The organism is Cupriavidus sp. Met-2 (assembly GCF_049843575.1).
Lineage (GTDB): Bacteria > Pseudomonadota > Gammaproteobacteria > Burkholderiales > Burkholderiaceae > Cupriavidus > Cupriavidus metallidurans.
Map to the genome: position 1 here is coordinate 266,126 of NZ_JBBHZL010000009.1, position 15,430 is coordinate 281,555.

The 15,430-nt window shown below is 65.7% G+C and carries 15 protein-coding genes; 7 read left to right on the forward strand and 8 right to left on the reverse strand.

Going from position 1 to position 15,430, the window contains the following annotated elements; genetic code table 11:
- Positions 1-25: 25 nt before the first annotated feature.
- Together WD006_RS20100 and WD006_RS20105 are read right to left on the reverse strand one after the other, a co-directional pair.
- Positions 26-1,063, reverse strand: a complete 1,038-nt coding sequence (locus tag WD006_RS20100; RefSeq protein ID WP_029308762.1) for a copper resistance protein B — start codon at positions 1,061-1,063, stop codon at positions 26-28.
- Positions 1,060-2,877, reverse strand: coding sequence for a copper resistance system multicopper oxidase (locus tag WD006_RS20105; RefSeq protein WP_060784884.1), 1,818 nt, complete (start codon positions 2,875-2,877; stop codon positions 1,060-1,062). The genes WD006_RS20100 and WD006_RS20105 overlap by 4 nt, the downstream gene beginning before the upstream one ends.
- A 195-nt stretch (positions 2,878-3,072) precedes the next feature.
- Between WD006_RS20105 and WD006_RS20110 the strand changes: the two genes are divergently transcribed.
- Positions 3,073-3,759 (forward strand): heavy metal response regulator transcription factor, encoded by a 687-nt coding sequence (locus WD006_RS20110; protein WP_011520077.1) that lies wholly within the window; start codon positions 3,073-3,075, stop codon positions 3,757-3,759.
- Positions 3,759-5,147 (forward strand): heavy metal sensor histidine kinase, encoded by a 1,389-nt coding sequence (locus tag WD006_RS20115; protein WP_029308760.1) that lies wholly within the window; start codon positions 3,759-3,761, stop codon positions 5,145-5,147. Before WD006_RS20110 ends, WD006_RS20115 begins: the two co-directional genes overlap by 1 nt.
- Here the strand turns inward: WD006_RS20115 and WD006_RS20120 are convergent, their stop codons facing one another.
- From WD006_RS20120 to WD006_RS20145, 6 genes are all read right to left on the reverse strand, one after another.
- Entirely contained in the window at positions 5,148-5,579 is a 432-nt protein-coding gene (locus WD006_RS20120) for a YeeE/YedE family protein (RefSeq protein ID WP_011520079.1), read from the reverse strand.
- A gap of 1 nt (position 5,580) precedes the next feature.
- Positions 5,581-6,015: a YeeE/YedE family protein gene (locus WD006_RS20125; protein ID WP_029308759.1), complete on the reverse strand. Its 435-nt coding sequence runs from the start codon at positions 6,013-6,015 to the stop codon at positions 5,581-5,583.
- A gap of 12 nt (positions 6,016-6,027) precedes the next feature.
- A complete protein-coding gene (locus WD006_RS20130; protein WP_011520081.1) occupies positions 6,028-6,348 on the reverse strand; it encodes an ArsR/SmtB family transcription factor in 321 nt (106 codons plus the stop codon).
- Between the two features lie 133 nt (positions 6,349-6,481).
- Entirely contained in the window at positions 6,482-7,741 is a 1,260-nt protein-coding gene (locus tag WD006_RS20135; RefSeq protein WP_029308758.1) for a TolC family protein, read from the reverse strand.
- Positions 7,738-10,845, reverse strand: a complete 3,108-nt coding sequence (locus tag WD006_RS20140) for an efflux RND transporter permease subunit (protein WP_029308757.1) — start codon at positions 10,843-10,845, stop codon at positions 7,738-7,740. Before WD006_RS20140 ends, WD006_RS20135 begins: the two co-directional genes overlap by 4 nt.
- A complete protein-coding gene (locus tag WD006_RS20145; protein ID WP_029308756.1) occupies positions 10,845-11,945 on the reverse strand; it encodes an efflux RND transporter periplasmic adaptor subunit in 1,101 nt (366 codons plus the stop codon). The genes WD006_RS20140 and WD006_RS20145 overlap by 1 nt, the downstream gene beginning before the upstream one ends.
- Before the next feature lie 2 nt (positions 11,946-11,947).
- Between WD006_RS20145 and WD006_RS20150 the strand changes: the two genes are divergently transcribed.
- From WD006_RS20150 to WD006_RS20170, 5 genes are all read left to right on the forward strand, one after another.
- Entirely contained in the window at positions 11,948-12,133 is a 186-nt protein-coding gene (locus WD006_RS20150) for a hypothetical protein (protein ID WP_035833247.1), read from the forward strand.
- 646 nt (positions 12,134-12,779) lie between these two features.
- Positions 12,780-13,283 (forward strand): type IV pilin protein, encoded by a 504-nt coding sequence (locus WD006_RS20155; protein ID WP_011520085.1) that lies wholly within the window; start codon positions 12,780-12,782, stop codon positions 13,281-13,283.
- A gap of 3 nt (positions 13,284-13,286) precedes the next feature.
- Complete coding sequence (locus WD006_RS20160) at positions 13,287-13,781, forward strand: GspH/FimT family pseudopilin (RefSeq protein WP_011520086.1); 495 nt, start codon at positions 13,287-13,289, stop codon at positions 13,779-13,781.
- Positions 13,781-14,389: a type IV pilus modification protein PilV gene (gene pilV / locus WD006_RS20165; protein ID WP_011520087.1), complete on the forward strand. Its 609-nt coding sequence runs from the start codon at positions 13,781-13,783 to the stop codon at positions 14,387-14,389. The genes WD006_RS20160 and pilV overlap by 1 nt, the downstream gene beginning before the upstream one ends.
- Positions 14,386-15,429 (forward strand): PilW family protein, encoded by a 1,044-nt coding sequence (locus WD006_RS20170; protein ID WP_029308753.1) that lies wholly within the window; start codon positions 14,386-14,388, stop codon positions 15,427-15,429. The genes pilV and WD006_RS20170 overlap by 4 nt, the downstream gene beginning before the upstream one ends.
- The last annotated feature ends 1 nt before the right edge of the window (position 15,430 follow it).

Here is a 15,430-nt window from a genome sequence, read left to right on the forward strand (position 1 = left end):
GTAAAACGATTGAAGCCGGACGCGATCAGAACCAGGCGCGCACGCCGGCAACGAAACGCGTCTCGCCGCTACGGCCGCCGGATGTGCGAACCATATCGGCGGTGTTGCCGAACGTCTGGTAGCGCTCCACGCCGATGTACGGCGCGAACTGGCGACTGAACTCGTAGCGCAGACGCAATCCCACCGCGCCGTTCGACAGCCCGCTGCCGGTGCCGGTCGCCGGGTCATTCTTGCCGTACAGGTTCGCTTCGATGCGCGGCTGGAGAATCAGCCGCTGCGTAATCAGCAACTCATACTCGGCGGACAGGCGCAGCGCGGTGCGCCCCTCGTTGCCCACGTAAGCCGTGGCATCGACCTCGAACCAATATGGCGCCAGCCCCTGCACGCCGAAGGCCAGCCAGTTCCGCGCGGGCCGGCCATAGCCGGCATCGTTGCGAAAGCCGACCTGTGTATCCCAAAACGTGGAAATCGCATGGCCCCACAACAGCTCGGTGCGGGCGTCGTGCACCCGGCCTTTCTCGGCTTCGCCTTCGGCCTTGATCACAAGCTTGTTATAGGCGCTACCAATCCATGCCTGGGCTTCGTACGAGGTCGCATTGCTACCGTTGCCGTGCGTCCACTCCAGACGGTCCACCAGCACCGAGGCAAACAGGTGTTCGTCGGCCATGTGAAGCTGGCGATGCTCGCCCAGCGCGTACTTGCCGACGCCGAGCAAGTAACCGCCCGAATACGCATTCGGATCGCGTGCATCCGGCGGCGCACTACCGCCCTGCATCTTCATGTCGCCATGATCCATGGCGGGCGGCGCGCTTCCGGCGTTGCCGCCGTCCATGGTCTGGATGTCGCTGCTATCGCCGCTGTCCATGGCCTGGATCTCGCCGCCATCCATGCCCTGCATCGATGACATCGAATCCGAAGTGGTCGCGTTGGTCGCGTTGGCAGTTGGGGCAGCGTGCGACGCATGGTCTGCGTGCGAATGCTGCGCCCATGCGGTGCCCATGCTGACGGAAAGAAGCACCGCCGCGAGCAGCGTCAGTGTGAGTGGGTTGCGTGCGTTCATCATGCCACCACCACTTCACGGAACATGCCCATGTCCATATGCATCATCAAGTGGCAGTGCCATGCCCAGCGCCCGAGCGCATCGGCGGTCACGAGGAAGCTGATGCGTTGCGCGGGCTGCACCGGAATCGTATGACGACGGGCCTGGAACGTGCCGTCGGGCGCCTCCAGTTCGCTCCACATGCCATGCATGTGCATCGGGTGGGTCATCATCGTGTCGTTGTGGAGAATCACCCGCAGGCGCTCGCCATGCTTGAAGAACACCGGGGTCGACTTGCCGTACTCAACGCCGTCGAACGACCACGTGTAGCGCTCCATATTGCCGGTCAGATGCAATTCCACCTCACGGCCCGGGCCACGGTGGTCCATCGGGCCACCGACCGTATGCATGTCCGCCAGTGTCAGCACCCGGCGCCCGTTGTTGCGCAGCCCGATGCCGGGGTCGTCGAGGTTGGTGCGCGCCATGTCCACGCGCATGTCGGTGCTCGGACCGTACTCAGTACGCGCATGACGGGCCCGCGTGCTGGGTACCTTGAGCGAGTCGCCATGCGACATGGCACTCATCCCAGCCATGCCGGACATACCGGACATATCGTGCTGGCTGTGATCCATGGGCATCGCGCCGTGGCTCATCGCGCCGTGGTTCATGCTGCCCATCATGTCACCCATGGTGAGCCACTCCGCCTTGTCGAGCGCCGGTACCGGTGGCTGCAGGCCCTCGCGCACGGCCAGCGTGCCGCGCGCGAAGCCGGTGCGGTCCATCGACTGGGCGAAGATCGTGTGCGCGTCGTCGGTCGGTTCCACCAGCACGTCGCAGGTTTCCCCCGGGCCGAAGCGGAACTCGTCGGCCGTCACGGGCTCGATGTTCTGGCCGTCGACCTGTATCACCTTGAGCTTCAGGCCCGGAATGCGCACGTCGTAGAACGTGTTGCCTGCGCCGTTGACGAAGCGCAGGCGCACGCGCTCGCCGGGACGGAACAGCCCGGTCCAGTTGCCGGCAGGGGTGACGCCATTCATCAGGTACGTCAGCGTGGCGCCCGACAGGTCCGCCAGATCGGTCGGGCTCATCCGCATCTGGTTCCACATCTTTCGCTTCTCCAGCGCGGCGCCAAGCCCATCGTTGGAAACGTCGCGGAAGAAGTCCACCACGGTGGGTTGGTTGTAGTTGTAGTAGTCGCTCTGGATCTTGAGCTTGGACATGACCCGCATCGGATCCTCGTCCGTCCAGTCGGACAGCAGCACCGCGTAGTCGCGGTCGGCACGCACTGGGTCTTCGTCGCCGTCGATGATCAGGCTGCCGTAGACACCAGTCATCTCCTGAAAGCCCGAGTGCGAGTGGTACCAGTAGCTACCGGTCTGATCCACCTTGAAGCGGTAGGTGAACGTCTCGCCGGGCGGAATGCCCGGGAAGCTGATACCGGGCACGCCGTCCATCTGATACGGCAGGATGATGCCGTGCCAGTGAATCGAGGTAGGCTCGTTCAGGCGATTGGTGACGCGGATCGTCACCGTGTCGCCCTTGCGCCAGCGCAGCGTGGGACCGGGAAGCATGCCGTTGATGGTGGTGGCCATGCCGGGCTTGCCCGTGAAGTTGACCGCCGACTCGCCAATCACGAGATCGAACTCCGTGCCACGCAAGACCGGTGCAGTGCCATTGCCCGTTGCAGCCTGTCCGCCCCCGGAACTGGCCCAGCTTCCGGACGACAATCCCCCGAGCGCGCCGAGCACACCCCCGGCGGCAAGACCCTGGACGAAGCGACGCCGGGACAACCCCGCTCGCACAGGCAAAATCAGATCGGCCGGAACGTTGGCTCGCATGCTGTCAATTCCTTCTCATTGTGAAATCGCGCCAGCAAAATGGCGCAGCGAGCACAGAGTAGTCAGGGCGCGGTAACCACCTAATGACCCAAAAATTACATTCCGGTAATGCCCGCGTCATGTTCGGACCGCGGCGTACACTTGCGGCGTTTTCCGGGCACGGGGCCCGGGTGCATTGGTTTGACGAGGACACGTATGAAGCTCCTGGTGGTCGAGGACGAAACCAAGACTGGCGAATACCTGAGGCAGGGCCTGACCGAGGCCGGCTTCATCGTGGACCTCGTGCATAGCGGGCTGGACGGCCAGCACATGGCGCTGAACGAGTCCTACGACCTGCTGATCCTCGATGTGATGCTGCCCGATATCGATGGCTGGCGCATCCTGCAGAACATCCGTGCCGCCGGCAATCCCGTGCCGGTGCTGTTCCTGACGGCGCGTGACAGCGTCGCCGACCGCGTGAAGGGGCTGGAACTCGGCGCGGACGACTACCTCGTCAAGCCGTTCGCGTTCTCCGAACTGCTGGCCCGCGTGCGCACGCTGTTGCGCCGGGGTGCCGCGCAGGCACCGGTCGATCGTATCCAGATCGCCGATCTCGTGCTGGACCTGGCCCGACGCAGGGCCACGCGCGCCGGGCGCAGGATCGTGCTGACTGGCAAGGAATTCGCGCTGCTGGAACTGCTGGCCCGCCGCCGTGGCGAGGTATTGCCGCGTTCGCTGATCGCCTCGCAGGTCTGGGACATGAACTTCGACAGCGACAGCAATGTGATCGACGTGGCGATCCGCCGCCTGCGCGCGAAGATCGACGATGACTTCGACGACAAGCTGATCCAGACCGTGCGTGGCATGGGATATGTGCTGGAAGCGCCGGAGGATCTGGCCTGATGCGCGGTTATTCGCTGACCACGCGGCTGACCGCGCTGTTCTCGCTAACCTCGGCCTGCGTGCTGCTCGGGCTTGGCGTGCTGATCTTCACGGCGATGGACCGGCACTTCGCGGTGGAGGACTACGCGCTGCTGCGCGACAACATGCGCCTCGTCGAGAAAACCATCGCCGACAACACCGGCAGCACGTTACCCACGCGCCTGGCGAACGCCTACCAGCATCACAGCGGACTCCTGGTCTATACACGCGGCGCCAACGGTCAGGTGCACTACGCCACGCCGGATTTCGACTTTGCCGCAGCGCTGAAGACGTCGATTGAGGCATCGCGCAAGCATGTCGGCGATGACGACGTCTTCCAATGGACGCAGGACGGCAAGACCTATCGCGGCATGCGTGCCACGGTAAACGCGGCGGGAGAACGCACCGACGTGCTGCTGGGGATGGACACCGAGATCCACGAGCATTTCGTCCACGCGTTCCGCCGATCGCTCGTCTCGTATGTGGCGCTGGCTGTGCTGGCCAGCGGTGTTTTCGGCTGGTGGGCCGCGCGCCGGGGTCTGGCGCCGTTGCGCGCCATGGCCACGCGTGCGAAGGTCGTCACGGGAGACAAGCTCCATGAGCGGATGCCGGTGGAAGCTGTTCCCGAGGAAGTGGCCAATCTCGCCGCCAACCTCAATGCGATGCTGGAACGCCTGCAGGATGATTTCCGCCGCCTGTCCGAATTCTCGTCCGATCTCGCGCACGAACTTCGCACGCCGCTGACGAATCTGATGACGCAGACGCAGGTGGCCTTGTCACAGCCCAGGGACGCGGAGAAGTATCGGGAAATCCTGGCCTCTAACGCGGAAGAGCTGCAACGCCTGTCGCGAATGGTTTCGGACATGCTGTATCTGGCCAAGATGGAACACGGGCTCGACCTGCCGCACAAGGAAACCATTTCCATCGCGCAGGAAGCGGGGGCGCTGTTCGAGTTCTATGAGGCGCTGGCCGAGGACAAACAGGTGGCACTGCGGCTGCAGGGCGACGGCATCGTCGAGGGCGACCGCCTGATGCTGCGGCGCGCGCTGAGCAATCTGCTCTCCAACGCGCTGCGCCACACTCCGCAGGCCGGCGCGGTGGTTGTCGAGGCGCACGCGGAAGGCGACAGCGTGGTGGTGGCGGTGGAAAACGATGGGCCCGAGATTCCGGCCGAGTTGTTGTCTTCGCTGTTCGATCGGTTCTTCCGTGGCGACAAGTCGAGGCGACGGCCCGAGTCGGACAGCGTCGGGCTCGGGCTCTCCATCACGCGCGCGATCATGACCGCGCACGGCGGCGGCATCTCGGTCCAGTCGGCGAACGGAAAGACCCGTTTCGTGCTGCGATTCCCGCCGCGGAACGCGCAAGCCTGATCAGGCGCGCGCGACGCGCGCCTTGCTGCGTTCCAGCACTTCGAAGACCAGCATCCCGGCCGCCATGGCCAGCACGAAGCCGATGGCCTTTGGATAGCCCGCGCCCAGCGCCACCAGCGCGGGGCCCGGGCAGAAGCCCGCCGTCCCCCAGCCGATACCGAACAGTGCGCTGCCGATGACGAGCCTTGGCGTGATGACAGTATTCGTCGGCAGTTGCATGGGCAACCCGAGCAGCGAACGCTGACGGCGCTTGGCCAGCAGGAACGCCGCCGAGCCAATCGCAATGGCGCCGACCATCACGAAGGCGAGCGAGGGGTCCCAACGCCCCGCCAGATCGAGAAAGCCCAGCACCTTGGCCGGATTGGCCATGCCGGAAACCATCAGGCCGATGCCGAACAGCAGGCCCGCGAGCAGTGCGGTGATGGCGCTCATATCAGGCTCCGATCAGGTGATGGGTGACGAAAACGGTCAGAAAGCCTGCCGCCATGAAGGTCAGCGTGGCCACCAGCGAACGGATGGACCCACGCGAGATACCGCAGACGCCGTGGCCGCTGGTGCATCCGCCCGCGTAGCGCGTGCCGATCCCGACCAGAAAGCCCGCGACGAGCACCTCGCCCCAGCTTGCCTGGATATCGGCCTTGGCCGGCATCCCGAACAGCGCGGCAAGTATCGGTGCGCCGATCAGCCCTATCAGGAAGGCCACCCGCCACGTCATGTCGCGGCGCGGCAGGCTCAGCAGCCCGCCCAGGATGCCGCTGATGCCAGCGATCCGCCCATTGAACAGCACCAGCACGGCTGCGGCCACGCCAATGACGATGCCCCCGGCCAGGGACAGGCCCGGGGTGAAATTGCCAAGATCGATCAGCAGCATGTTCGCTCCTCAGGAATTCGCGCAGAACTGTTCGTACAGCACGGCCATGACAGCAAGTGCCTGTTCGCTGGCCACGGCATAGATGATGTTCTTGCCCTCGCGGCGCGTGACTACCAGACCGTTTTCACGCAGCACGGCAAGCTGCTGGGACAACGTGGGCTGGTGAATGCCGAGCCGCGCCTCCAGTTCGCCCACCGACAGTTCGCCCTGTGAGAGCTGGCACATCAGCAGCAAGCGGTCGGGGTTGGCCAGCACCTTGAGCAGCGCACAGGCGTCCGCGGCTGCACTTTGCAGGCTGACGAGGTCGATGGAGGAATGGGTCTGGTTCATGGGCCGGTGCCGGTATGCGCCGATATGGGCCCCGGCACGGGCCGGGCAACATTTGCGAGAATTATAGTCTATAAAAATATAGATTGTTAACGGGTACCCGGCAGACTTGCAGCGTCTGCCGGGGCGTTACCGCTCAGTCGTCAAAGTCCCACATGCGATGGAGATCGAGCTTCAGACGGCTATCCGACTCGAGCACGTCGACATTGGCCAGGCGCTCCGCCAGCATGGCGTCGGCCAGGTTTCGACGCACGACGATCAGCTCCTGCAAGCCAGATTCTCCGGCCCGATACGCGCGCGTTGCGCGATCCGACGCCGTCCGTTGCAGCGTCGCGGCCTCGGTCTGCGCCGCTGCCGCCGCGCGCTTGCCGGACAGGTTCCGGTACAAGACATCGAACTCCGCACCCAAGCGTTGCTCGATGCCCAGCCGCTTCCGCGCGGCCGCCTCGGCATCCGCCGCTGCCGCCACTGCGTTGGAGCGGCGATACGCCGAGCCAAGCGGCATCGACACGCTGACCCCGAGAATCCGCTCGGCGCCGCCGCGTTCCACCGTGACGAACATGCCGACGGTCGGGTCCGGCTTGCGGTCCAGATCCGATCGTTTGGCCTGCTGCAACGCATGGGCTTCTTCCGCCATCGCCAGCAGGTATTCATGGCTGTCCTGCACGTAGATGCCGCGCAACTGCTCGGCCGGCTCCTGCGGAGGCGGCGGCAGCGCGATGCGAACGGACGCCTGCGCCGGTTGACCCAGCATCGGGAAACGCGCGCGCAACTCGGCGAGCGATGCCGACTCAGTGGCTTGGGCAGTGGCCACCGTCGCGCGCGTGCGCGCAAGTTCCGCCGCTGCCAGCTCCGCGTCGAGACGCGCGGCATCACCCACCTGCACGCGCCGCGTCGTCATGGCTGCGAGGTCCGCCGCCGCGCGCGCATTGTCCTCGGCGGCCATGCGGGCCTGCCCCGCGCGAATCGCTGCGATCCAGAGACTCAGGATCTGACGCGATGTTTCGTGCTTGGCGTCCTTGACCGAGAGGTTGCCGGCCTCGGTCGCGAGATCGGCCAGCACGCCGTCGGCCTCCGCCTTGCCCCAGAGACGCAGCGGACGCTCGATTGCAATCTGGCCTTCGGGATAGCGCTCGGAGGGCTCGCGCACCTGCCGGCCCTGGCCGATCACCCGGACAACCGTTTCCGCCGTGCCCGCTCGCGTGCCTGCGGCGCGTGCCGTCGTGGCATCCCGCCGCGCTTCAGCCGTAAGCACGTCAGGCGCCCGCGCAACGGCCTCGCGCACTGCCACCTCGGCAGGCAGGTACGACTGCGCGTCCTGCGCGAAGACGGCACCATTCGAGAGCAACGCGGCTCCTATCATCGCCAACACGATGTTTCGCATTGCTGGCTTCATTGCATCTCTCCCTTGGCAGACGGGCGAAGGCCAGGCACGCCGAAGCGTTCGAACAACAGCGGCAGCAGGAGCAGCGTCAGCGCGGTGGACGTCACCAGTCCGCCGGACACGACAATCGCCAGCGGCCGCTGGATTTCAGAGCCTGGGCCGGAGGCCAGCAGCAGCGGAATCATGCCGAGCGCCGCAATGCACGCGGTCATCAACACGGGCCGCAAGCGATCGCGCACACCAACGCGCACGGTGGTGGCCATATCGTGCCCTTCGTCCAGCAGCGCATTGAAGTGCGACACCAGCACCACGCCGTTGAGCACCGCGATGCCGAGCAGCGCGATGAAGCCCACCGACGCCGGTACGGACAGGTACTCGCCCGAGATCCGCAATGCGGCAATGCCACCGACCAGCGCGAACGGAATATTGGCGATGATCAGCACCGCCTGACGCACCGACCGGAACGTCAGCATCAGCAGCAGGAAGATCGCGCCCAGCGCCAGCGGCACCACCAGCGCGAGACGGGCCGCCGCGCGTTGCTGGTTCTCGAACTGGCCACCCCATACGATGCGCAGACCCTTGAGCGACGCAAGCTGATTCACCGCGGTTTGCGCTTCCTGCACGAAGCCGGCCAGATCGCGGCCGCTCACGTTGACCTGGACCACGGCAAAGCGCGCACCGTCTTCATGGTTGATGCGGACCGGTCCGTCGATGCGCTCGATACGCGCGAGCGATGTCAGCGGCCATACCTTGCCATCGGGCGCCGTCACCAGCAGACCCGTGAAGGCATCCGGCACCTGCCGCAGCCCCGGCCCGCCGCGCAGGATCAGCGGCGTGCGGACGATGCCTTCGGGCACCACGCCGATGCGGTCGCCTTCCACCAACGCGCGCAGTTGCGCCTGCAATGCGTCGCCGCTGAATCCGGCCTGCCCGGCCGCGGCCCGGTCGATCACTACGTTCATGTATTGCACGCCGCTGTTGCTCGGCGCGATCACCTCGGCCACACCGTTGATCTTGCGTACCGTTGCGGCGATGGCGGTGGCGGCGTTGTCGATGGATGCAAGGTCGTTGCCGAAGATCTTGATGGCCACATCGCCACGCGTGCCGGTCAGCATCTCGGAGACGCGCATCTCGATTGGCTGCGTGAAACCGTAGACCACGCCCGGGAAGCGCTCCATCACCTTGCGGATCGATTCCGCGATATCGTCCTTGGTGCCACGCCACTCGTCCTTCGGCTTGAGCACCAGGAAGGTGTCGGTCTCGTTCAGCCCCATCGGGTCCAGCCCCAGGTCGTCCGATCCGGAACGCGCCACCACCGAGCGGATCTCAGGCACTTCCTTGAGCAGCGCCCGCTGGACACGTTGATCCAGCTCGAGCGATGCCGCCAGCGATACGGATGGCGCCTTCTGCAACTGCACGATCAGGTCGCCCTCATCCATGCTCGGCATAAACGTCTTGCCAACGGACACATACAGCCCGACCGCCAGCAACAACGCCGCGCCAGCCACCCCGAATACGGCGCGGCGATGCGCAAAACTCCACTGCTGCAGCCGCGCAAACCCCGCAGCCACCTTGCGCATCATCCACGGCATCTCGTCCGCGTGGGCCTTCAGCACCAGCGACGCCAGCGCCGGCACCACCGTGAAGGCAATCACAATCGACGACGCCAGCGCCAGCACGATGGTCAGCGCCACCGGCGAGAACAGCTTGCCTTCCAGCCCCTGCAGCGACAGCAATGGCAGAAACACGATGGCGATGATCGACACTCCGGCCAGCATCGGCGTTGCCACCGAAGTCACGGCGTGCCGGATGGCGGCGCCGCGCAGATCACTACGCGCCCCATGCTTTTCCTCGCGGGCCAGTGCGGTCTCGATGTTCTCCACCACCACCACGGCAGCGTCCACCAGCATGCCCAGCGCGATGGCCAGGCCACCCAGGCTCATCAGGTTGGCGGTGAGCCCGACGTAGCGCATCAGCAGGAAGGTCGCCAGCATCGACAGTGGCAGCGTGGCCGCCACCACCAGCGCGGCGCGCACGCCACCGAGAAACAGGTACAGCAGCACCACCACCAGCAAGCTGGCTTCGATCAACGCGCGCACCACCGTGTTGGCCGCACGCGATACCAGTTCGCCACGGTTGTAGAACACGTGGGTCGTCATGCCCTTGGGCAAGTCGGGCGCCAGCGCATCGAGACGCGCCTGCACGGCATCCACCAGCTTGCGGGCATCGGTACCGCGCAGGCCGAGCACGAGGCCCTCGACCACTTCGCCGCGCCCGTCCTGCGTCACCGCGCCGTTACGCGTGGCTTCACCGAGCTTGACCGTGGCGACATCTCCGACGGTCACCGCCGCAGCATCCACCATGCCCTGCCCGGACTCGACCACGATCGTGCGCAGATCTTCGACACCACGCACACCGCCTTCCACCCGCACGACCCAGTGCTCGTCGCCCTGTTCCAGTCGGCCGGCGCCGTCGTTGCGATTATTGGTGTCGAGCGCGTCGCGCAGCTGTTGCAGCGTCACGCCCCGGGCGCGCAGCCGTGCGGGATCGGGAATCACTTCGTAGCTGCGGACCTCGCCGCCGAGCGAGTTGACATCGGCCACGCCCGGCACAGTACGCAGCGCGGGGCGGATCACCCAGTCGAGCACGCGCCGCCGGTCCGCCAGGCTGTAGCCATCGCCATCGACGGTGAACATGAACATCTCGCCCAGCGGCGTGGTGACGGGCGCGAGCCCCCCAACCGCCGATGACGGCAAATCGCGCGCGATACCTGCCATGCGCTCCGACACCTGCTGGCGCGCCCAGTAGACGTCCACCCCTTCCTCGAAGTCGACCGTGACATCGCTGATGCCGTACTTCGACACCGAGCGGACGATCGTCTTGTGCGGAATGCCCAACAACTCCTGCTCGATCGGCGTGGAGACGCGCTGCTCTACCTCCTCGGGCGTCATGCCCGGCACCTTCAGCACCACCTTGACCTGCGTGGGCGAGATATCGGGAAACGCGTCGATGGGCAGGTTCAGATAGGCCCACGCCCCGGCCGCCGCCAGCACGCAGGCGGCGATCAGCACCAGCGGGCGCTGCCGCAGGGAAAAATCGATCAGACGGCCTACCATCACTGGTCTCCCGTCAGGATGCCCTTGAGCGCCCCAATGCCGGTGACCGCCACGCGAGCGCCGGCAGGCAGCCTGGTCCGGACGACGGCAGTGGCGTCGTCGGTGCTGTCAATCTCGACGCGGTGGAACGTGAAGCCCTTGTCAGTGGCCAGGAATACGCCGGGCACCCCCTGCCAGTACACCAGCGCAACGGCCGGAATCCGCACCCGGCCGGGCGCGCCGGACCCGTCCGTGGCGCCGCGCAGCACCAGCGTGACGTTGATGTTCTCGCCCGCGCGAAGGTTGCCGCGCCGCTCCAGCGACGCCCGCACGCGCACGCCGGCGGTGCCATCGCCCGTCGGCGCGATACCGATCACCTTGCCGGTGGCGCCACGCGGCTTGATGTCCACGGTATCGCCCAGTGACGGCACGGGAATGTCGCGGCCAACCAGCAGGTCCAGTTCCACCGCATCGGGATCGACGATCCGGAACAGCGGCGCGGCGGCGTCCACGCGCGCGCCGGGAACAGCATTGACCTCGGACACCACGCCGGAACGATTGGCTACCAGCTGCGCCTCGCCGCCCGCGCCCGTGAAGGCGATGCCCGCCGATGCCAGCTCGGCGCGCCGTGCCTTGACCATCGCCGTCGCCTCGGTCGCGCGGGCCTCGGTAGCCTGCAGACGGCTGTTCGCGATGATGCCGTCGTCGAACAGCAGCTTGTCACGGGCCAGCGATTTCTGGGCGAGGTTGACCTGCGAGTTGGCCTCCGTCAGCGCGCGGCTGGCTTCGAAAAGCTGCGGACTGGCGAACGTCGCCAGAGCCTCCCCACGCCGCACCGTCTGGCCGACCGCCACGATCACGCGGGGCACGATCCCCGCATAGGGCGCTGCCACGACGTACTGGGCGTCGGGCCGGAAAACGACCCGCGCGTGCGTGCCAACCTCCAGGTTCGCCGACGCCTGGACAGGACTGAACCGCACGCCCAGCGCCCGCGCCTGGTCGGCGGACAGTGGCACCGGCTGCATTGCCGGCGGGTTGGTGGACTGGGCAAGCGATTGCCCGACAAGAAATACGGCCGACGCGATAGCCGCGCCGATCCTGGGGAACCGGGAAAAAACCATACATGACTCCAGAATGCGAAACCCGCGCGGGCCCGCTCTCGAATCAGAGCGCGCGCGAACATGCCGGCGGACTGCCGGCCGGTGACATCAGGAGAAGATGGGGGGAGCTTGGGCTGGTGGTGGCCATCCAACACGACTGGACCATCGACCGCGCGGTGATGCTGGCCGCCAGGCACGGCGCGGCGTGATATAGACCGCGAGCGCTGCCAGCAGGACAAACGTCAGGACAGACGCGCCAAGCACCGCAGCAGCCTGGAGCAACAGGGAAAAGGAAAGCGGCCCGATGGCGGTTTCGACATCGACCTCGAAGGGCTCGCGATGAGAGCCAAAAGCGTGGCGATGATGGTCGCCATGCCCGCTCAAACTCTCGAAACGCGAATGAGAATCGAATGATCTGGACGGCGACGTATGCACGTGCAGGCCAGTCTGGTTGGGAGTACCGATATGGCCGTGCAGAAGCGGGGTCAGCAACTGCGCCAATACGATGATCAGCAGCAGCGCGCCCCGGAGCGGGATGCTCGCGGTCGCACGTGTCATGACGGTGGATTGTAGCCGATGCGGCTTGCATCCACATCGGTGGCAGGCGGTGCGTTTTTACCTCAATCAGGTTAGCGGAGATATGGCTCGATGGACTCGCGGTGCCGATCTTAACGCTGACTTAAGACTAGCTTGGTTCTTCGGGCAACAACGGTCCTCGCTGTCGATGGCATTTCCACCACAGACATAGGAAGAGTCCTAGAAACGGGTTGACCCTTCCCATGACGAGTCATACACTCGCCGACAGAATTTCATCGGCACCGGGTCAGCCGAACATATAAAGAAAAAGGAGCACACATGGGACAACCCTGCCCCACGGTGCGACATGGTCACGCGCGTACGCGCGGACTGTTTCGGGATATCGGGTTCACTGGGGACGGCGCGCGCCCGCGCGGGTCGTCGCGTGGCTTCACGCTGATCGAAGTCATGATCACGGTCGCCATTATCGGCATCATCGCCGCCATCGCGTTTCCCAGCTACCAACGTCACGTCGTCAAGGGCAACCGCGCCGCGGCCGAGGCATTCGTCCTCGAAGCCGCGAGCCTGCAGGAACGCTACCTGGTCGACAATCGCGCCTACGCCACAACCCTTTCCGCGCTTGGTTTCGCTGCCTTGCCGGATTCGATCGCGCCCAACTACCAGGTCACGCTCACCGTGACGGCCGCGCCTCCGGCCTACGTTTTCACCGCGACCCCCATTAATACCCAGCTTGCCCGGGACACGGACTGCGGCGTGCTGACACTGAACAATACCGGCGACAAGACGGCCGCCGGCGTGGCATCCACCTCCTGCTGGAAATAGGCCATGCCGAACTTCTCGCCAACCTTGCCTGCGACGCAGCGCGCGGCCGGCTTCACGTTGATCGAGCTGATGATCACCGTGATCGTGCTGGTGATCGTCGTCTCCATGGCCGCGCCGGCCATGAGCCAGTTGATTTCGTCGCAACGCACCCGTAACGCCGCCGCCGATCTGGCCTCCGCCTTGACCCTGACGCGCAGCGAAGCGGTCAATCGCAGTGCCACCACAACGATGACGGCATCCGGCACCGGCGGCTCATGGACCGGTGGCTGGGCCGTGGCGGCGGGCACCGCCCGGATTCGCGGCTATGGCCCGTACGACGGCATCACCATTACCGCAAGCGGCGGAAGCTCGCTGGCCATCGGCAACGATGGCCGCCCCACTGCTGGCACCCAGACATTTCAGGTAGCGCCATCCACCAATGCGACCAGCGCCACGACCGTCTGCGTCCAGGTGGGCGGCACGGGGCGCGTAACCACCGTGAACGGAACCTGCACATGATGAACCGCATGAACCGCACACAGCAGTCGCGCCCCCAGCGCCCGGGAATCGGCCTGGCATCGCAGCGTGGCGCCACCATGATCGAGGTGCTGGTCTCCGTCGTGATCCTGCTGATCGCGCTGCTCGGCACAGCCGGGCTGATCGCGCGCTCGGGACAGAGCGAGATGGAGTCCTACCAGCGCGCGCAGGCACTCACGCTGCTGAAAGACATGGTGGCGCGCATCAACGCCAACCGTCAGGCTGCCCCCTGCTATGCCAGCGGCAGCACCATGACCGTGATGGGTAACGCCACAGTCGCGCCACCGGTGTGCACGGGCGTGAGCAATGCCCAGTTGGGCACGGCCACGGCCGATCTCGCCGCATGGAGCACCGCGCTGCAGGGTAGCGCCGAGAGCAGCAGCAGCGGCACGGCGGTCGGTGCCATGATCGGCGCGCTTGGCTGTATCGAATCGATCGATGCCACCAACCAGATCTACCGCGTCACGGTGGCATGGCAGGGGCTGGCGCAAACCGTGACCTCCTCGTTGCCATGCGGTGCGGGCTCGTTCGGCAACGACGCGAACCGCCGCGCCATCAGCGTAACGGTCCGCATCGGAGTCCTGTCATGACGCGGGCGCATCATGCAGCCGCGCTGCACCTGAGGAGCCGGCAACGCGGTTTCTCGCTGGTCGAGCTGATGGTGGCCATCACGCTCACCCTGATCATCCTGACCGCGCTTTCGGCGCTCTACCTCAATACCAGCACGACGCGCAACGAGTTCGCCAATAGCGCCGATCAAATGGAAAACGGCCGGTACGTGCTCGACACGATGACCCGCGAGCTCGAGCTTGCAGGCTTCTTCGGCCCGACCAACCTCTCCACCAAGGCGCTGGTCTCGAGCCCCGACGTCTGCGCCACCGATCCCAGCGCGCTCGGCTTCTCGGGGTCGCCTGTCACGATGCCGCTTGGCGTGCAGGGCTTCGCGCCTGGCACCATCGCGCCGTGCCTGTCGAATCTGCTGGCAAGTTCCGAGATCCTGGTGGTTCGGCGCGTGTCGACCACGCCGGTCAGCGCCGCGGTAACCGGCACACCGTATCTGCAGGCGTCCTTTTGCGCGAGCGACACGTCGCAGATGGTCTTCGGCGCCAGCGCCGCGCAGTTCACCTTGCGCACCAAGACCTGTGACAACACCGTGCCGTCTGCTCTGCGCCAGGCGACGGTCCGCATCTATTACCTTGCCGGATGCGACCAGTGCGGCGGCAGCGGCGACGGCGTGCCGACGCTGAAAATGGCCGAGCTAAGCAACGGCGCATTCCAGATCCAGTCGGTGGCCGTCGGCATCCAGGACATGCATCTGATCTACGGGGTCGATCTGGATAGCAACGGCTCGCCCGACTGCTATGTGGCGGACCCCGGTAGCAACAATGCCGCGCAATGCACGACAGTGACGACTTACGACTGGAGCGTGCCGCTGACCAACTGGAAGAACGTGACCGCCATCCGGATCGGCGTGCTGGCCCGTACCTCGCGCAAGACGAACGGCTGGACGGACACGCGCACCTATGACCTCGGCCGCGCGCAAGCGGCTGGTCCGTTCAACGACGGCTACAAGCGCCACATCTACGCACAGACGGCCCGCCTGATCAACGTCGCGGGGAACAGGGAATGAA

Coding starts and splice junctions, on each gene's coding strand:
- WD006_RS20140 (WP_029308757.1), bottom strand. CDS start 10,845: ATGGTAGGCCGTCTGATCGATTTTTCCCTGCGGCAGCGCCCGCTGGTG.
- WD006_RS20110 (WP_011520077.1), top strand. CDS start 3,073: ATGAAGCTCCTGGTGGTCGAGGACGAAACCAAGACTGGCGAATACCTG.
- WD006_RS20120 (WP_011520079.1), bottom strand. CDS start 5,579: ATGAGCGCCATCACCGCACTGCTCGCGGGCCTGCTGTTCGGCATCGGC.
- WD006_RS20155 (WP_011520085.1), top strand. CDS start 12,780: ATGGGACAACCCTGCCCCACGGTGCGACATGGTCACGCGCGTACGCGC.
- WD006_RS20135 (WP_029308758.1), bottom strand. CDS start 7,741: ATGAAGCCAGCAATGCGAAACATCGTGTTGGCGATGATAGGAGCCGCG.
- pilV (WP_011520087.1), top strand. CDS start 13,781: ATGAACCGCATGAACCGCACACAGCAGTCGCGCCCCCAGCGCCCGGGA.
- WD006_RS20145 (WP_029308756.1), bottom strand. CDS start 11,945: ATGGTTTTTTCCCGGTTCCCCAGGATCGGCGCGGCTATCGCGTCGGCC.
- WD006_RS20170 (WP_029308753.1), top strand. CDS start 14,386: ATGACGCGGGCGCATCATGCAGCCGCGCTGCACCTGAGGAGCCGGCAA.
- WD006_RS20105 (WP_060784884.1), bottom strand. CDS start 2,877: ATGCGAGCCAACGTTCCGGCCGATCTGATTTTGCCTGTGCGAGCGGGG.
- WD006_RS20115 (WP_029308760.1), top strand. CDS start 3,759: ATGCGCGGTTATTCGCTGACCACGCGGCTGACCGCGCTGTTCTCGCTA.
- WD006_RS20130 (WP_011520081.1), bottom strand. CDS start 6,348: ATGAACCAGACCCATTCCTCCATCGACCTCGTCAGCCTGCAAAGTGCA.
- WD006_RS20160 (WP_011520086.1), top strand. CDS start 13,287: ATGCCGAACTTCTCGCCAACCTTGCCTGCGACGCAGCGCGCGGCCGGC.
- WD006_RS20150 (WP_035833247.1), top strand. CDS start 11,948: ATGACTCCAGAATGCGAAACCCGCGCGGGCCCGCTCTCGAATCAGAGC.
- WD006_RS20100 (WP_029308762.1), bottom strand. CDS start 1,063: ATGATGAACGCACGCAACCCACTCACACTGACGCTGCTCGCGGCGGTG.